The sequence below is a fragment of the Massilia sp. NP310 genome (assembly GCF_019443485.1).
Classification (GTDB): Bacteria; Pseudomonadota; Gammaproteobacteria; order Burkholderiales; family Burkholderiaceae_D; genus Telluria; species Telluria timonae.
Map to the genome: position 1 here is coordinate 1,390,409 of NZ_CP080379.1, position 15,820 is coordinate 1,406,228.

Annotated in this window: 15 protein-coding genes; 5 read left to right on the forward strand and 10 right to left on the reverse strand. The window is 69.2% G+C overall.

Features of this window, described 5'->3' with window-relative positions; genetic code table 11:
• Position 1: 1 nt before the first annotated feature.
• The gene (locus KY496_RS06215; protein ID WP_040778056.1) at positions 2-1,330 is read left to right on the forward strand and encodes a TadE/TadG family type IV pilus assembly protein; all 1,329 of its coding nucleotides are present in this window, start codon (positions 2-4) and stop codon (positions 1,328-1,330) included.
• Between the two features lie 45 nt (positions 1,331-1,375).
• Here the strand turns inward: KY496_RS06215 and KY496_RS06220 are convergent, their stop codons facing one another.
• The 4 genes from KY496_RS06220 to KY496_RS06235 form a co-directional block, all read right to left on the reverse strand.
• Entirely contained in the window at positions 1,376-3,697 is a 2,322-nt protein-coding gene (locus KY496_RS06220; RefSeq protein ID WP_219864227.1) for a xanthine dehydrogenase family protein molybdopterin-binding subunit, read from the reverse strand.
• Positions 3,698-3,708: 11 nt separating this feature from the next.
• Positions 3,709-4,695, reverse strand: a complete 987-nt coding sequence (locus KY496_RS06225) for a xanthine dehydrogenase family protein subunit M (RefSeq protein ID WP_219864228.1) — start codon at positions 4,693-4,695, stop codon at positions 3,709-3,711.
• A complete protein-coding gene (locus KY496_RS06230; RefSeq protein WP_219864229.1) occupies positions 4,692-5,231 on the reverse strand; it encodes a 2Fe-2S iron-sulfur cluster-binding protein in 540 nt (179 codons plus the stop codon). Before KY496_RS06230 ends, KY496_RS06225 begins: the two co-directional genes overlap by 4 nt.
• Before the next feature lie 137 nt (positions 5,232-5,368).
• Positions 5,369-5,677, reverse strand: a complete 309-nt coding sequence (locus KY496_RS06235; RefSeq protein ID WP_219865184.1) for a hypothetical protein — start codon at positions 5,675-5,677, stop codon at positions 5,369-5,371.
• A gap of 160 nt (positions 5,678-5,837) precedes the next feature.
• Here KY496_RS06235 and KY496_RS06240 point away from each other — a divergent pair, with 160 nt between their 5' ends.
• Positions 5,838-6,749 carry an alpha/beta fold hydrolase gene (locus KY496_RS06240; RefSeq protein WP_373889480.1) on the forward strand — a complete coding sequence of 304 codons (912 nt, stop codon included), beginning with the start codon at positions 5,838-5,840 and terminating at the stop codon, positions 6,747-6,749.
• Between the two features lie 83 nt (positions 6,750-6,832).
• Positions 6,833-7,522 (forward strand): trimeric intracellular cation channel family protein, encoded by a 690-nt coding sequence (locus KY496_RS06245; RefSeq protein ID WP_229520444.1) that lies wholly within the window; start codon positions 6,833-6,835, stop codon positions 7,520-7,522.
• 2 nt (positions 7,523-7,524) lie between these two features.
• Here the strand turns inward: KY496_RS06245 and KY496_RS06250 are convergent, their stop codons facing one another.
• From KY496_RS06250 to KY496_RS06270, 5 genes are all read right to left on the reverse strand, one after another.
• Positions 7,525-8,430: a PLP-dependent cysteine synthase family protein gene (locus KY496_RS06250; protein WP_229520445.1), complete on the reverse strand. Its 906-nt coding sequence runs from the start codon at positions 8,428-8,430 to the stop codon at positions 7,525-7,527.
• A gap of 224 nt (positions 8,431-8,654) precedes the next feature.
• On the reverse strand, positions 8,655-9,404 hold the full coding sequence (gene aqpZ, locus KY496_RS06255; RefSeq protein WP_071362596.1) for an aquaporin Z: 750 nt from the start codon (positions 9,402-9,404) through the stop codon (positions 8,655-8,657).
• A 136-nt stretch (positions 9,405-9,540) separates the two neighbouring features.
• Positions 9,541-10,221 carry a response regulator transcription factor gene (locus KY496_RS06260; RefSeq protein WP_219864231.1) on the reverse strand — a complete coding sequence of 227 codons (681 nt, stop codon included), beginning with the start codon at positions 10,219-10,221 and terminating at the stop codon, positions 9,541-9,543.
• Between the two features lie 282 nt (positions 10,222-10,503).
• Positions 10,504-11,244, reverse strand: a complete 741-nt coding sequence (locus KY496_RS06265) for a hypothetical protein (protein ID WP_219864232.1) — start codon at positions 11,242-11,244, stop codon at positions 10,504-10,506.
• Positions 11,245-11,292: 48 nt separating this feature from the next.
• Positions 11,293-13,491, reverse strand: a complete 2,199-nt coding sequence (locus KY496_RS06270) for a patatin-like phospholipase family protein (protein ID WP_219864233.1) — start codon at positions 13,489-13,491, stop codon at positions 11,293-11,295.
• A gap of 127 nt (positions 13,492-13,618) precedes the next feature.
• Here KY496_RS06270 and KY496_RS06275 point away from each other — a divergent pair, with 127 nt between their 5' ends.
• Together KY496_RS06275 and KY496_RS06280 are read left to right on the forward strand one after the other, a co-directional pair.
• Positions 13,619-14,326, forward strand: coding sequence for a DUF3313 domain-containing protein (locus tag KY496_RS06275; protein ID WP_219864234.1), 708 nt, complete (start codon positions 13,619-13,621; stop codon positions 14,324-14,326).
• 9 nt (positions 14,327-14,335) lie between these two features.
• Positions 14,336-14,806 (forward strand): glycine zipper family protein, encoded by a 471-nt coding sequence (locus KY496_RS06280; RefSeq protein WP_219864235.1) that lies wholly within the window; start codon positions 14,336-14,338, stop codon positions 14,804-14,806.
• Here the strand turns inward: KY496_RS06280 and KY496_RS06285 are convergent, their stop codons facing one another.
• Complete coding sequence (locus KY496_RS06285) at positions 14,807-15,820, reverse strand: formylglycine-generating enzyme family protein (protein WP_219864236.1); 1,014 nt, start codon at positions 15,818-15,820, stop codon at positions 14,807-14,809.

A 15,820-nucleotide genomic window follows, 5' to 3' on the forward strand; every position in this document is an offset into this window, starting at 1 on the left:
TATGCGTCCGATTCTTCACCGGCAGCGCGGCGCTGTCGCCATCATGGTGGCCATCGCCATGCTCGTCCTGCTCGGCGTGGTGGGCCTGACCATCGACGCCGGCCTGGCTTACCTCATCAAGGCGCGCCTGAACGCGGCGGTCGATTCGGCCGCCCTGGCCGGCGCCCGCGCCGTCACCACCGGCAATAACCAGGCCGAGCAGACCGCGAGCGCGCGCGCCGCAGCAGCGGATTTCTTCGCGGCCAATATCCCCGACAATTACCTGCTCTCCGCGCCGAGGATCCTGAGCACGAACGTGACCTTCAAGGGTGGCCAGGCGATCATCGACGTCGACGCCGATGCGAAGATGCCGGTGTCGATCATGCAGGTGATGGGCTTCGCGTCGCTGACCCCGGTGGCGACGGCGCAGACCATCCGCAACGACCTCGACATGATGCTGGTGGTCGACACATCGCGCTCCCTGCTCGGTTCGGCCTCTACCGTGAAGACCTCGGCGAAAAGCTTCCTGAACAAGTTCAATGTAACGCAGGATCGGGTCGGGCTGGTGCATTTCGCTTACGGCGCCGAGGTCGATAATCCAATCAACCGCTCGGCGCGGGGGTTCACCCGTAGCGCGCTGACCAAGAATATCGACGGTTATGTGTTCGACGGCGGCACCACTTCGGTCGAGGGGATGTGGAACGCCCGCGATGAACTGAACGCTATTCCGCTTAGCAACCGCTCGTCGATGCGCGTGATCGTCTTCTTCTCGGACGGCGCCCCGACCGGCCTCGCCTCGAAATTCACTTTCCGCAACCCGCTGGACTGCACCAGCGCCGGCGCCATCGATGCGGCCGGTGTCGGCCTCAACAAGATCGGGACCAGCGACCTGGCCCCAGTCAGCACCGGTTGCCAGATCTATCGCAGTGGCGCATGGCAGACGCGGCGCTTGCCGGACTGGTACAACGCCCATGACGACAAACGGGAATTTCCCATCGTGGGCAGCCATCCGCGTACAGTCACTGCCGATATCAGTTCGCTCGACGTCATCGATCGAAACGTCGAGCTCGCTTCGCGCAACCTCGCGGAAGCGGTCGCCGCGAAGGCGCGCGAGGAGGGCATCTTCGTGTTTACGCTCGGTATGGGCTCGGCGCTGAAGACGACCGGCGATTACGACAAGGCCAATACGGGAGAAATGATCCTGAAGTGCATGGCCAACGTGGCCGATGCGCCGAAGCGTTGCTACAGGCCGGAACAACCGGTCGGCATGTACTGCTACGCCGCCACCGACGCCGACCTGACGCCCTGCTTCTCGCGCCTGGCCTCGGCCATCCTGCGCATTTCGAAGTAAGCGCCGCGGCGCCCCGGAAGCGACCGGGGCGCCCTCGCCGCCCGATCACATCAGTTTATCGAGCGTGATCGGCAACTCCCGCACCCGCTTGCCGCAGGCGTTGTAGATCGCATTCGCGATCGCCGCCATGGTGCCGGTGATGCCGATCTCGCCGACCCCGCGCATGCCGGCTGGCGCATGCGGATCGGGAATGTCGAGCCACATCACCTCGACCTCCGGCACGTCCAGGTGGGCCGGCACGTGGTACTCCGACAGGCTGGCATTGACCACACGCCCGTTACGCTCGTCGAGATGCGTCTCTTCCATCAACGCCGCGCCCAGGCCCATGATCATCCCGCCCCGCAACTGGCTGGCGGCGGTCTTGGCGTTGAGGATGCGGCCGACGTCGAAGGAACCGAGCAGGCGCGTCACGCGCGGCTCGCCGGTAACGACGTTGACCCGCGCCTCGCAAAAGATCGCGCCGTACGAATGCATCGACCAGTGCTCGCTTTCCTGCGACGGCGGCGCCTTGGCCGTCACCTCCACTTCGTCGCGCCCGGCCCTGGCCAGGATGTCGGCGTAGCTTTCCCAGCGCTCGGCATCGTCGACCTTGCACAGGCCGCCGTCGCGCGAGCGCACTTGTTCCGGCTTCAAGCCCGCCAGCGGCGACTCGCGGCCGGCCAGCTTGAGCAGCTCGGCGCACAGCGCCGCGTGGGCCGCCTTGACCGCGGCCGCGACCACGGCCGTCTGCTGCGAGCCGCCGGCCAGCACCGCGCCCGGCAGCGCCGAGTCGCCGTAGCCAAAACTCACCTTTTCCATCGGCAGCCCCAGCCGCACCGCGCACAGCTGGGTCTGGGCGGTGGCCGTGCCCATGCCCATCTCGTGCGCGCCGACCGACACCCGTGCGTGGCCGTCGCGAGAAAGCACGATGCGGGCCGCCCCGCCTTCCATCCGATAGTAGGGAAAGACCGCGCTGGCGCAGCCCAGGCCGACCAGCCATTCGCCCTCTTGCCGCATGCGCGGCTTCGTGTGCCGCTCCTGCCAGCCGAAGGCCTGGGCGCCGGCGCGATAGGCTTCGATCAGGTGGCGCGACGAGAACGGCGTGCCCTCGATCGGGTCCTGCACCGGCTCGTTGCGCCGGCGCAGCACGATCGGGTCGATGCCCAGCTGGTCGGCCAGCTCGTCGACCGCGCTCTCGAGGGCGAACGACCCCACCGATTCTCCCGGCGCGCGCATCGGGACGTTGGCGACCATGTTCATGGTCACCTTCTGCACCTCGAGCTTCATGGCGGGGGCCGCATACATGACCCGTGCGTTGTGGATGAACGGCTCGGGCATGGCATTGTATTCGGTCATCACGGCCACGCCGGTGTGGATCAGCGAAACGAAGCGGCCGTCGCGGTCGGCGCCGATGGCCACCCGCTGCTCGGTCGTCGTGCGCCCGCCGACGGCGCGACACACGCCTTCGCGCGACAGCATGATGCGCACCGGCCTGCCGGACAGCTTCGACGCGGCGGCGGCCAGCAGATGGTGGCGCCACACCAGCTTGCCGCCAAAGCCGCCGCCGACGAAGGGCGACGTCACCCGCACCTGTTCCTGCGCGATGCCGAACACCTGGGCCAGCGTGAAGGCGGCATTGACGACGCCCTGGGTCGAGTCGTGGACCCGCAGGACGTCGCCCTCCCAGGCCACCGTCACCGCGTGCAGCTCGATCGCGTGATGGTTCTGGCGCGGGGTCCGGTAGACCACATCGACCCGCTGCCCCGCGGACGCCAGCGCGGCCTCGGCGTCGCCGATGATGTCCTGCAGCGGCGCGCCCATGAACCCGGCCACTGTCGCGCCGGCCGCGCGCGCGGCTTCCATGGAAGTCACCCCGTCCTCGGCGGCGTAGCGCACGCGCACCAGGGACGCGGCATGGTCGGCCTGCTCGCGCGTCTCCGCCAGCACCACCGCCACCGGCTGGCCGTTCCAGTGCACGCGGTCGTCCTGGAACACCGGCAGCGCATCCCCGCTGCCTCCCAACGGCTCGCGCATCAGGAGCGGCGGCGGCTGCATCTTCGGCGCATTCAGGTGGCTCATCACCAGCACGACGCCGGGCGCCGCCTCGGCCCCGGCGACGTCGATGGCGGCAATGCGTCCTTTCGCCACCGTGCTGTACACGAGGGCGCCATGCACCATGCCGGCCGGCGCGAACTCGGCGGCATATTTCGCCTCGCCCCTGACCTTGACGGGGCCGTCGAGGCGCGACACCGGCGCGCCGATCAGCGGATCGTCGCTGGAAGCGAGCGGATCGGGCTTGCCGCCAGTGACGTAGCGGTCGGGCGCGAGCGCCACCGCCTTCTGCATGATCGCCTGGCCGGCCTTCTGGATGTTCTGTACGATTTTCATACTCGAGCTCCTCAGGAATGGACGGTGGCCAGGCGGTCGAGCACGGCCACCATCGTGCGCTGGGCCAGCGGGATCTTGAACGCGTTGTCGCGCAAGGGCTTGGCGTCGGCCATCTCGGCCCGCGCCGCGGCCTCGAAATGGACCGCGTCGGCCGGCTGGCCGCGCAGCATCTGCTCCAGCGTCGCCGCGCGCCACGGCTTGTGCGCCACGCCGCCCAGGGCCAGGCGCACGTCGCTGACCACCCCGTCCCGGACCTCGAGCGCGGCCGCCACCGACACCAGCGCGAACGCATAGCTGGCGCGGTCACGCACCTTGCGGTAGGTGGAGTTGGCGCCGAAGGCCAGCGCCGGGATCTCGATCGCCGTGATCAGTTCGCCGGGCTGGAGGACGGTTTCGCGCTCGGGATGGTCTTCCGGCAGCAGGTGAAAGCCGGTGAACGGCACCTGGCGTGCCTCGCCCACGCCCTGCAGGTGGACCACGGCGTCGAGCGCGGCCAGCGCCACGCACATATCGGAAGGATGGGTGGCGATGCAGGCGCTGGAGGCCCCCAGCACCGCATGCATGCGGTGCACGCCCTGGAGCGCGTCGCAGCCCTCGCCCGGATTGCGCTTGTTGCAGTGGGCGCCCTCGCGGTCGTAGAAATAGGTGCAGCGGGTGCGCTGCAGGACGTTGCCGGCGACGGTGGCCATATTGCGGATCTGGCCCGATGCGCCGGAAGCGATGGCGCGCGCCAGCAGCGGAAAGCGCGTACGCACCGCGCGGTGCTCGGCCAGCGCCGTGTTCCTGACGGCGGCGCCCACCAGCAGGCTGCCGTCGGCACGCTCGTCGATCTGCTGCGACAGGCCGCTGACGTCGACCAGCTGCGCCGGCCGTTCGATGGTCTCGCGCATCAGGTCGACCAGGTTGGTGCCGCCGCCAAGATAGCGGCTGCCCGCCGCCGCGCCCTGGCGCACGGCGTCCTGCACGTCCTGGGCGCGGGCGAAGGTGAACGGGTTCATGACGCCTCCCCGGCCGGCGCCCTGGCGTGCAGCTGCACATGGTGTTCGGTCACCGCGGCCACGATGCCGTTGTAGGCGCCGCAACGGCACAGGTTGCCGCTCATGCGCTCGCGCACTTCTTCTTCGCTGAGCGCGATCGTCTCGAGGCCGAGGTCGTCGGTGACGTAGCTCGGCACGCCGCGCCGCAGCTCGGCCTCCATGCCCAGCGCCGAGCAGATCTGCCCTGGCGTGCAATAGCCGCACTGGAAACCATCATGGTCGATGAACGCTTGCTGCAGGGCGTGCAGCTGGCCGTCGCCCGCCAGCCCCTCGACCGAGGTGATCGCGCGCCCCTGGTATTGCACGGCCAGGGCCAGGCAGGACAGGATGCGCTGCTCGCCGTCGAGCAACACGGTGCAGGCGCCGCAGGCGCCCTGGTCGCAGCCCTTCTTGGTGCCACTCAGGTGCAGGTGCTCGCGCAGGAAGTCGAGCAGGGAAACGCGCGGGTCGCTTGGCAGTGCGACGGCGTTTCCGTTGATGGTGATGGTGGTCGACACGGTAGAGACTCCTTCTCGGGTGGCGGTCGCCTGCCTGCACATCGTGCTGAAAAACATGCGGGAAAGTAACCGTAGGTGCTCCGATAGCGAGTACCAAGTGTAGAGTCAGCCGTGCCGAAAAGGCGCACGCTTGGGGCTCAGGATGGGCGTTCGGAGGATCGTGCAATGCGCCGCTTTGCGTCCGGAGCCGCCGTGCTGATCGAGACCGCCACGGGGTCGCTGGCGGGAAAGGATTCGGCAAGCGCTTCGTCGAGCGCGGCTTCCTGGTGCGGGTCCGGGCGCCCAGGCATGGCGCCGCTGGTTTGCCGGCGCGACGATGTCCCGCGCTGGTTCGCCCCGGGTTTCGACATGTTCATCGGTTCGCTCCATTCGATGCGGCCGGCCCACGGCGCCCGCCTTGTCTCAATGTAGTGCAGCGCGGGCGGCTGCGCCAGTAAAGAATCCATCCTTCGCTACCTTGAGCGTTCGCCGGCCGCGTGACAAGAAGTAAATACACGGGCCTGCGGCACAGGGCTGCGCAACCACCCCGGCGGTGCTGCCTGCGTCCGCCACCACCGATCGTGTGGCTGCCGGCTCTTCCTTCAGACAGGTATCGCCGCGGTGTGAATTCGCGTCTACTCAGTGTTGCAGGAGCGGCAAGCCCAGTCGCCCACTTTTCCCGTTCACCACCATTCATACCAAGGAGAAACCCACATGGCCATCTACACCACCAGGGAAGGCGTCGAACTCTATTACAAGGACTGGGGCAGCGGCCAGCCCATCGTGTTCTGCCACGGTTGGCCGTTGAACTCGGACAGCTGGGAATCGCAGATGATCTTCCTCGCCGGCCAGGGCTACCGCTGCATCGCCCACGACCGCCGCGGCCACGGCCGCTCGAGCCAGCCGTGGGACGGCAACGACATGGACCACTACGCCGACGACCTGGCCGAGCTGCTCGACCACCTGGACGTCAGGGACGCGGTGCTGTTCGGCTTTTCGACGGGCGGCGGCGAAGTGGCGCGTTATATCGGCCGCCACGGCACCGCACGCGTCGCCAAGGCCGGCCTGATCTCGGCGGTGCCGCCGCTGATGCTCAAGACCGAGGCCAATCCGGGCGGCCTGCCGCGCGAGGTGTTCGACGGCCTGCGCGCCAGCCAGCTGGCCGACCGCGCCCAGTTCTACCTGGACATCCCGAGCGGCCCGTTCTACGGCTTCAACCGGCCCGGGGCGAAGGTCTCGCAAGGGCTGATCCAGTCGTGGTGGATGCAGGGCATGCTGGGCGGCCACAAGAACACCTACGACTCGATCGAGGCGTTCTCGGAGACCGACTTCACCGAAGACCTGAAGAAATTCACGATCCCGACCCTGATCATCCACGGCGACGACGACCAGGTCGTGCCGATCGACGCCGCCGGACGCGCCTCCAGGCGCCTGGTGCCGCACGCGCAGCTGATCGTGTATCCGGGCGCGCCGCACGGCCTGACCGACACCCACAAGGACCAGGTCAATGCCGACCTGCTGGCCTTCGTGCGCGGCTGAGCATTGACGGGCGCGGATGGGCGCGGTGCTATAGAATCCGCATCCTCGGTGCGGATTGCACCTTTCATGTTTAGAGGTACGCCGTGTTCCCCGTTTCCGCCCTCGACATGGGCGCCGCCATGAAGACCCTGGTGCTGACGCTCGACCTGGTCGGCACCTTCGTGTTCGCCCTGAGCGGCGCCACCGCCGGACTGCGGCGCCAGCTCGACCTGTTCGGCGTGCTGGTGCTGTCCTTCGTCGCCGCCACCTCGGGCGGCATCGTGCGCGACCTGTTGATCGGCGCCACGCCGCCGGCCGCCTTCACCGACTGGCGCTACCTGGGCGTGTCGCTGCTGGCCGGGGTGGCGATCTTCTTCTGGTCGCCCGCCGTGCACCGCCTGCGCCACCCGGTGCTGGTGTTCGACGGCGCCGGGCTGGCCCTGTTCTGCGTCGCCGGCGCCCAGAAGGCGCTGGTGTTCGGCCTGGAGCCGGTGATGGCGGCGCTGCTCGGCATGTTGACCGGCATCGGCGGCGGCGTCGCGCGCGACGTGCTGCTGTCGAACGTGCCGGCCGTGTTCAGGTCGGACATCTACGCCGTCGCCGCCCTGGCCGGGGCCACCGTGGTGGTGCTTGGTGACGCCCTGGGGCTGCCCAGCACCCCGACCGCACTGGCCGGTGCCGCCCTGTGCTTCGGCCTGCGCCTGGCCGCCATCCGCTACGGCTGGCACCTGCCGACGGCGCGCGCGCCGGATCCGGCTGACGCAGACAAGGACGCCGGCCGCGACGGCCGCTGAGCCTAGAAATACTTCGACAGGTAGAACGCGCCGGAGTCCGGAAAGATCGTCACCACACGGGCATTGCCCAGCTGCGGCAGCAGGCGGGCGATCCCCGCCGCCACGCAGGCGCTCGAACCGCCGGCCAGGATGCCCTCTTCGCGCGCCAGCCGGTGGATCCAGGCCAACGCTTCTTCGTCCGGCACCTGGACCACGTCGTCGACCACCCTCGGATCGAACACGGGCGACGGACAGCTCTTGCCGACGCCCTCGATCGCGCTGGAGAATTCGCCGTTCGCCGGCAGGTCGGTCACCAGCTTCCGGTAGGCCGAATCCAGCGGCTCGACCCCGATCACGCGGATAGCCGGATTGCGCTCCTTCAGGTAACGCCCGATGCCCGAGATCGTCCCGCCCGAGCCGACGCCGCACACGAAGACGTCGATCTCGCCCTTCATCTGCGACCACAGCTCGGGGGCGGTGTCGCCGTAGTGCGCCTGGCTGTTCAGGCGCGAGCGATACTGGTCGAGGTGGTGGGCGCCGCCCTGGCGCGCGATGTCCAGGGCCGTCTCCTGGTAGTCGGGGCCGCGTTCGGCGTCGCATACGCGCACCGTGGCGCCGTAGGCTTCGATGCGCCGGATCTTTTCACGGCTGGTGGCGACCGGGACCGCGACCTCGCAGTCCAGGCCGAGCACGGCGCTGGCCATCGCCAGGGCCGCGCCGGTATTGCCGGAAGACGCCTCGACCACGCGCCCGGCCTCCGGCGGCAACTTGCGCAGCATGGCCCGCACCATGCGGTCCTTGATGCTGCCGCCGGGATTCATGAATTCCAGCTTGGCCACCACATTGGCCGCCGCGAACACGCGGCCGAGCCTGACCACCGGGGTGTTGCCGATCGCTTCCATGACAGATGACTTGATCTCGGATTGCACGCCGCTTCCTTTCGAGCCAGACCCGCGATGCCATATCCGCCGGGGCGGATATGCCAGCTGCATGCGAGGCACAACGAACAAGCGCCCGCACAAGGGCGGGCGCTGACGGTGCATCGTCATAACAGGATGCATGACGATTGTAGTGCTTAATCTGCGTCAATGTCAGGAATATTTTCGGCGCTATTTCCCCTAGGCTAAAAAGTGAGAGCGGAAGTGAAAGCAAGTCAGGTGCGCGCCCCGAGACCGAGGCCCGGTTCCAGCTGGCCGGTAACCGACGGCTCGACCGGTTCGCGCTGCAGCACCTTGCGGTACAGCACCCCGGCCAGCGCACCGCCGAGCAAGGGGGCCAGCCAGAACAGCCACAGCTGGGCCATCGCCCAGCCGCCGACGAACAGAGCCGGGCCGGTGCTGCGCGCCGGGTTGACCGAGGTGTTCGTCACCGGGATGCTGATCAGGTGCACCAGGGCCAGGGCCAGGCCGATCGCGATGCCGGCGAACCCGACCGGCGCCCGCTGATGGGTCGCGCCCAGCACCACCAGCACGAACATGAAGCTCATCACCAGTTCGCACACCAAGGCCGCGCCGAGCGAATAGCCGCCCGGCGAGTGCTCGCCATAGCCATTCGCCGCGAAGCCGGCCTGGACGTCGAAGCCCGCCTTGCCGCTCGCGATCACATAGATCAGGGCCGCGGCCAGCACGGCGCCGGCCACCTGCGCCACGACGTAGGGCGCCAGGTGGCGCGCCGGGAAGCGTCCGCCGGCCCACAGGCCCACCGACACGGCGGGATTGAAATGGCCGCCCGAGATTGGGCCGAGCGCATAGGCCGCCGTCAGGACGGTCAGGCCGAAGGCCAGCGAGACCCCGGTCAGGCCGATGCCGACCTCGGGAAAGGTGGCGGCCAGCACGGCGCTGCCGCAGCCGCCCAGCACCAGCCAGAATGTGCCGATGAACTCGGCCAAGAGTTTGTTCAACATGACGCTCCTCCCCCATCGTGCCGGGCGCACGTACGGCGCGCGCCTGCGGATCGCCATCCTGCGCTGGCCGATGGCAAGCGCCTATTGGACCAAAGGGCGATACGGCGCATGGGACCGGGGCCGGACGCCCCCGCCCTCAGCCGGCGTCCTTGTCCACGCCGTCGGCAGCGAACACCGCGCCCGCCTCGAGTTCCAGCGTCTCGCGCACCAGCTGGGCCAGCGACGTGGCGCCCATCTTTTCCATGACGCGGGCGCGGTGCACCTTGATGGTCTTTTCGGCGATGCCGAGGTCGAAGGCGATCTGCTTGTTCAGACGCCCCGACACCACATGGCGCAGCACCTGCTGCTCGCGCCTGGTCAGGGTGTCGAGGTGGGCGCGGATGCGCTGCAACTCGCAGCGCACCGCGCGCTCGTGGGCGTCGCGCGCCAGCGCATGGCGCACCGCGGCGATGAAACCGACCGCATCGAGCGGCTTGGTCAGGAAGTCGACGGCGCCGGCCTTCATGGCCCGCACGCCCAGCTCGACGTCGCCGCCGCCGGTGACGAACACGATGGCGCGCTCGGCGCCGCCCTGTTGCAATTCGCCCAGCAGCGCCAGGCCGTCCAGGCCGTCCAGGCCGTCCGGGCCGTTCAGGCCTGGACTGCGCACATCGATCACGGCGCAGCCGGGTGTCGCCGGATCGTGGGCCTGCAGGAAACCGTCTGCGCGGTCGAAGGCGGCGACGCGCAGGCCCGCGGCCTGCAGCAGGCACGCCATGTCCTTCAGCGCCCCGGCATCGCCATCGACAAGATAGGTCAGGGGTTCGATCGTATGCATAGGCAACTCCCGCTGCAAGAATGCACCGGAAGCCGCCGCCGTACTTCGAAGACTGCGCCTTCCGCTGTCAACCATCATCCTGCGCATGCGAGCGCGGTGCAGTCGATTCTAGATGGGCGCCTACCCACGCACGGGAGCACAGATGGCATCTTTGATATGTCACAAACATCAAGCGCGCTTAGCCAGACTCCTGCGAAACCAATCTTGAGTAAGGCGGTCGCACAGCATCGGTGTTTCCATATGACGCGGTGTTGGCCGCACCTCTCCTGTAGAAATCGCCCGTCAGAAGCGGATGCCGACGCCGATATACAGGCCCTGCATCGTGGTGCCGACTTCGATGCGCTCGCCGCTGTACTTGGTCTTGAGCTGGCGGTAGCCGAACTTGATCGAGCGGTCCGGCCGCCAGTCATAGCTGGCGCCCACCAGCAACTGCCAGGCGTAATCGCTGCCGTCGAAGGTGCCGACATCGAGGTAGCCGTCCAGGGTCCAGCCCGGGGCGAGCGGATAGCGTCCGCGCACGCCGATAAAGGGATCGAGCGCATCCTTGCTCTGACCGCGCTCGACGCCGCCCAGTTCGAGCGTCGGCTTCAGGTAATTGAAGCGCAGGCCGGCGATCAGGTCGACCGGCGCCGGCCCTTCGAGCGCACGCCAGGCGCCGCCCAGCGTATACATCTGCTGCACCGCTTCCACGTCCACCGGCCCGCGGGGGGAGCCGACGTCGTCCGACAGCTTGATGTAGATGGCGTCGAACAGGATGCCCCAGCGCCCCTTGCGCGCCTCGAAGGCGCCGGTAAGGCCGAAGTCGACCTTGTCGACCAGGTCGGAAAAGCTGTGGTCGCTCTCGACCGACAGGTCGCCCACCGTCGTGGTGCCGTCCAGGCCGGCCGCCCACAGATAGGGCGCGAACGCATATTCCCAGCGCTCGCCCTCTTGCGCCTGGGCGGCGGCCGGGATCGCCAGTCCCGCCAACACCGCGCAGCTTGCCAGCGCCGCTGCCATCTTGCTCGTGGAACCGATGTTCATGCCAGCCTCCGATTGTGATCAGCCAAAGTTGGGAAGGATCGCGGCGCGTCAAGGCAAACCGATGAACAGGTACAGCGACGAACGGCCGCCCTGCGCCAGTCCGGCGCCGAAGTACAGCGGGCCGACCGGCGTCATGCCGCCCAGGTAGATGGACCCAGCAGCCTGCCAGCCGTCGAGCCGCGTCTCGGTGTAGCGATTGCGCGCACTGCCCGCCTCGAGCGACAGGCCGATGCGCAGGTCGCCGCTCAGCCCCAGCGGCATACGGCCGATGATCTTTTCTCCGCGCAGGCTGGCAAAGCGCACGTCGTCGGCCAGGACCTGGTTGCGCACATAGCCGGACAGGTTCAGGAAGCCGCCCAGCGCGGCGGCGTCGGCCAGCGGCAGCCGCCCCTGGGTCGAGGCGGTGTAGTGGAGCCGCCCGTTGATCACGTAATCGCCCCAGACCCGCGCGGCGCGCAGCTCGGACGCCAGGCGGCTGTAGTCGCCGTGGTCGTGGCGGAACCAGGCGGCGCGCGCCGACCAGCCCTGGCTGGGAAAGAAGGCGCTGTCGAGCTGGTCGAGGTCGGCCACGACCTGCCAGCCACGCAGGGTCGTCTCGCCGGTCGGCAGGGTCGCCGGCCCGGTTTCGACCGTGGCGTCGACTTTGCGCACCGTGCGCTCCAGGCGCAGCTGGCCGACGGTGCCGGCATTCACGCCCAGCCCGAGGCTGGCGCCGCGGCTGCGCAACTGGTATTCGGCGATGCGGCGGTCATCCTGGTAGACATTGAGCCGGTCGTGCACCAGGGCCAGCGCCGGCTGGACGAAGAAGCGCTGGCGCGCTTCGAGCGGCTGGTAGAACTGGGTGAACAGCGTGGCGCGTTCGCCGACCTGGACCCCGGACAGCCATTCGCCGCCCAGCGGGTTGAGCCATTTGCGGTGATAGGCCATGCGCAGCGCGAAGTCGTTCTCCTTGTTCGAGGCGTGCAGGTCGACGCCGAAACGCAGGTAGTCGGGGCCCCAGCTCTTTTCGGTGGGCGTGACCTGCAGGATGCGCCGCTCACGGGTGCCCAGCAACGCATAGTCGACGCTCTCGAAGTCGCCTTCGCCATACACCCGGGCCAGGCCATGCTCGAGGCGAAGCGTATCGAGCGGCTGGCCGGGCGCGATATCGAGGTGTTCACGCACCAGCACCGGGTTCACATGGCGCAGCCCGGCGATCTCGACGCCGGCAACGGGTGGCGCCGGCTGCGGCGCACTGCGCAGGCGCGCGCTCCAGGCCGCGTAGTCGGCGGCCGGCAGCGCGAGCCGCGCCAGCTGCGGCGCCACCGCCTCGGCCGCCGCCTTGCCGCGCGCGGCGCCCTCGCGGAACCTGGCGAAATCGGCCGCCGTGATGCCTTTCAGGTCGGGCTGGATATAGATGTCGCGCGGCCCCAGCCGGGCGCGCGAGGCCTGGGCGTTCTGCTCAGTGAGGATATTAATCATTTGCAGGGACACGCTGGCCAGCGACTGTACCTGCTGCGGCTGCAGCAGCGGCGAGCCGACGTCGACCGCGATGATGACGTCGGCCTGGCAGCGCTCGCGCGCCTCTTCCACCGGCAGGTTGTCGACCAGGCCGCCGTCGACCAGGTAGCGTCCCTTGTAGGCCACCGGGGCCAGCACCGCCGGCACACTCATGCTGGCGCGCATCGCGGCCGCCAGCTCGCCGCTGCGAAACACGACGCGCTCGCCGGTGCCGATGTCGGTGGCCACGATCGACAGCGGCAGCGGCAGGCTCTCGATGGTGCGCTCGCCGCGGTCGGCGCCGACCAGGGTGTTGAAGAACAGCTTGATCTTCTGGCCGCCGACCAGGCCGCGCGCCATGCGCAGGCCGTCCGGGGTGACGCCGGCCTCGAGGCCGGGATAATAGCTTTGCGCCAGGCGCCGCTCACGGTAGTTGGTCTGGCCGCGGGCGGTTTCGTCGTCGAACAGGTCGTGCCAGTCGACCTTGCCCATGCGCTCGAGCATCTGCGGCGGCGTGAGCCCGCCGAGCCAGGCGCCGGCCACTAGCGAGCCCATGCTGGTGCCGGCCACGCAATGGACGGGCACCCGCAAGGCGTCGAGCACCTCGAGCACGCCGACGTGGGCCGTTCCGCGCGCCCCGCCGCCGCCCAGCACCAGGCCGATGCGCGGCCCCGGCTGGGCTAAGGCCGCGGACCAGGCCGCGGACCAGGCTGGATTCAGGAAGAGCGCCAGCAGGAACGCCAGGCGCAGGCAGGTGCTCGCCGTCATTGTCCGCATATCCTTTGCACTGTAGAGGCCGTAGATCGACCCTGCGGTAGGACCAAAGGACTATAGGCTTGTTCCCGCGATTCGCCCAAGATAACGATGGCCATCAGACTTTTGAGGGATCTTTCAAATGAAAACTTCCATCGGCACAGTGCTCGTGGCCATGGCGCTGGCAGGCTGCCAATCGAGCCAGACCACCGAACCTGGCGAGGTCGGCACGGCCCAGGCCCAGCGCTCGGGCTTCCTGGGCGACTATTCCCAGCTCAAGCCGGCGCCCGACCGCGATGGCGTCGAGCTGTACGTCGACCGCTCGGTCGACTACACGCGCTACACCAAGCTGCTGCTCGATCCGATCCAGGTGCTGGCCGCGCCGGCGCCCGGCCAGCCCCCGCCCGCCCCCGATGCGATCGCGCGCATGAGCGCCGATTTCCAGCAGTCGCTGCAGCGGGCGCTGGCGCCCGCCTACCAGGTCGTGACCACCCCTGGCCCCGACGTGCTGCGCGTGCGCATCGCGATCACCAATGTGCAGGCGGTCAAGCCGCCGACCGGCGCCAGCGACTTCATCCCGATCAAGGCGCTGTACAACGCCGGGCGCGCCGTCGCCGGCACCTCGCCGCGCCTGGTCGAAATGACGGCCGAAATGGAGGCGCTGGCGCCCGACGGCCGGCGGGTCATCGCCGCCACCGCCACCCGGCGCGGCGACAAGACCCTGCCGCAGGGCGAACAGATCACCTGGACCGAGCTGCAATCGATCAGCGACTACTGGGCGGGCAGCTTCCGCCGCCGGCTCGACGAGGTGCGCAGCCCGGCGGCGGCCGGGGTCAGCGCGGACGAATAGGAGCGCGCCATGGCAATCACGCGACATCTTGCCTGGGCGCTGCTGTTGGCCGTCACTGCGACAGTCGCCCAGGCCCAGCGGCCGATCGCCTATCCATCCCAGGGCCAGAGCCAGGCGCGCCAGGATCGCGATGACGGCGAGTGCCACACCTGGGCCAGGAAGCAGACCGGGATCGATCCGGCCGCGGTCGCGTCCCAGCCGCCACCGCAAGAGACCGGCCCGGCCGTCGGCGGCGGCGAGCGGGTGCGCGGCGCCCTGCGCGGCGCGCTCGGCGGCGCGGCCATCGGCGCGATCGGCGGCGACGCCGGCGAAGGCGCGGCCATCGGCGCCGGGGTCGGCACCATCGCCGGCGGCCACCGCACCCGCCAGAACCAGGCCGACCGCAATGCGGCCAGCGCCGGCGCCCAGCAGGCCGCGATCGACGAATACCGGCGCGCCTACCATGCCTGCATGCGGGGCCGTGGCTATACGGTCGAGTAATTACGCCCGCAGGATGCAGCGAAAACCCAGGTGGCAGGTGGCGGTGTCGAGCGGATGCGGGTAGCGCGCCGCCGGCCGGTAGCGCCGGCAATAATTCGGCGCGCACAGGTGTGAGCCGCCCTTGATGGTCTTGCGCGCGATCCTGGGAAGGCCAGCGGGCTGGCCCGCCTCGACACTGCCGTCCTGCGGACCGCCGCGTGGATTTTGCGGCACGCAGCAGGCCTTGTGCGCCGCCGCCGGATGGCGCGCGCGGTACCAGTCGGCCGTCCATTCCCAGACATTGCCCGCCATCTGGTACAGGCCGTAGCCATTCGGCGCGAACGCGCGCGCCGGCAGCGTGCCATGGGCGGTCGACGGCGGCAGGCGCTGCCAGGGAAATTCGCCATGCCAGGTATTGGCCTGGGGCGCCCCCTCGGGCATGAAGTCGGCGCCCCATACGTAGTCGGCGCCGTCCAGACCGCCGCGCGCGGCGAATTCCCATTCGGCCTCGGTCGGCAATTCCAGCCCGGCCCAGCGCGCATAGGCGAGCGCGTCCTCGTACACCACCTGCACCACCGGATGCTCCTCCAGGCCATCGAGCGAGCTGTCCGGCCCGCGCGGATGTTTCCAGTCGGCGCCGCCCACATAGGCCCACCTGTTGCCGATGTCGCGCAGGTCGACCCGTCCCGGCGGCTTGAAGAACACCATGCCGCCCGGCACCAGCATATCGGGCAAGGCGCCGGGGTACATGGCCGGATCGGGATCGCGCTCGGCCAGGGTGAGGTAGCCGGTGGCCGCCACGAAGCGGGCGAATTCGGCATTGGTCACCGCCGTCGTGGCCATCCAGAAGCCGGACACGCGCACCGGATGGGCCGGCGCCTCCTCGGGATAGTGGCGGTCCGACCCCATCTGGAATTGCCCGCCGGGGATCCAGGCCAGGCCCGGCTGCGGCGCCTGGCCAGGGGCCGGCGCCGCTTCCAGGTAGGCGGCGCGGCGGTCGGCGCCGGCCGCCGTCGTGCTCCCTGCTTCCAGCAT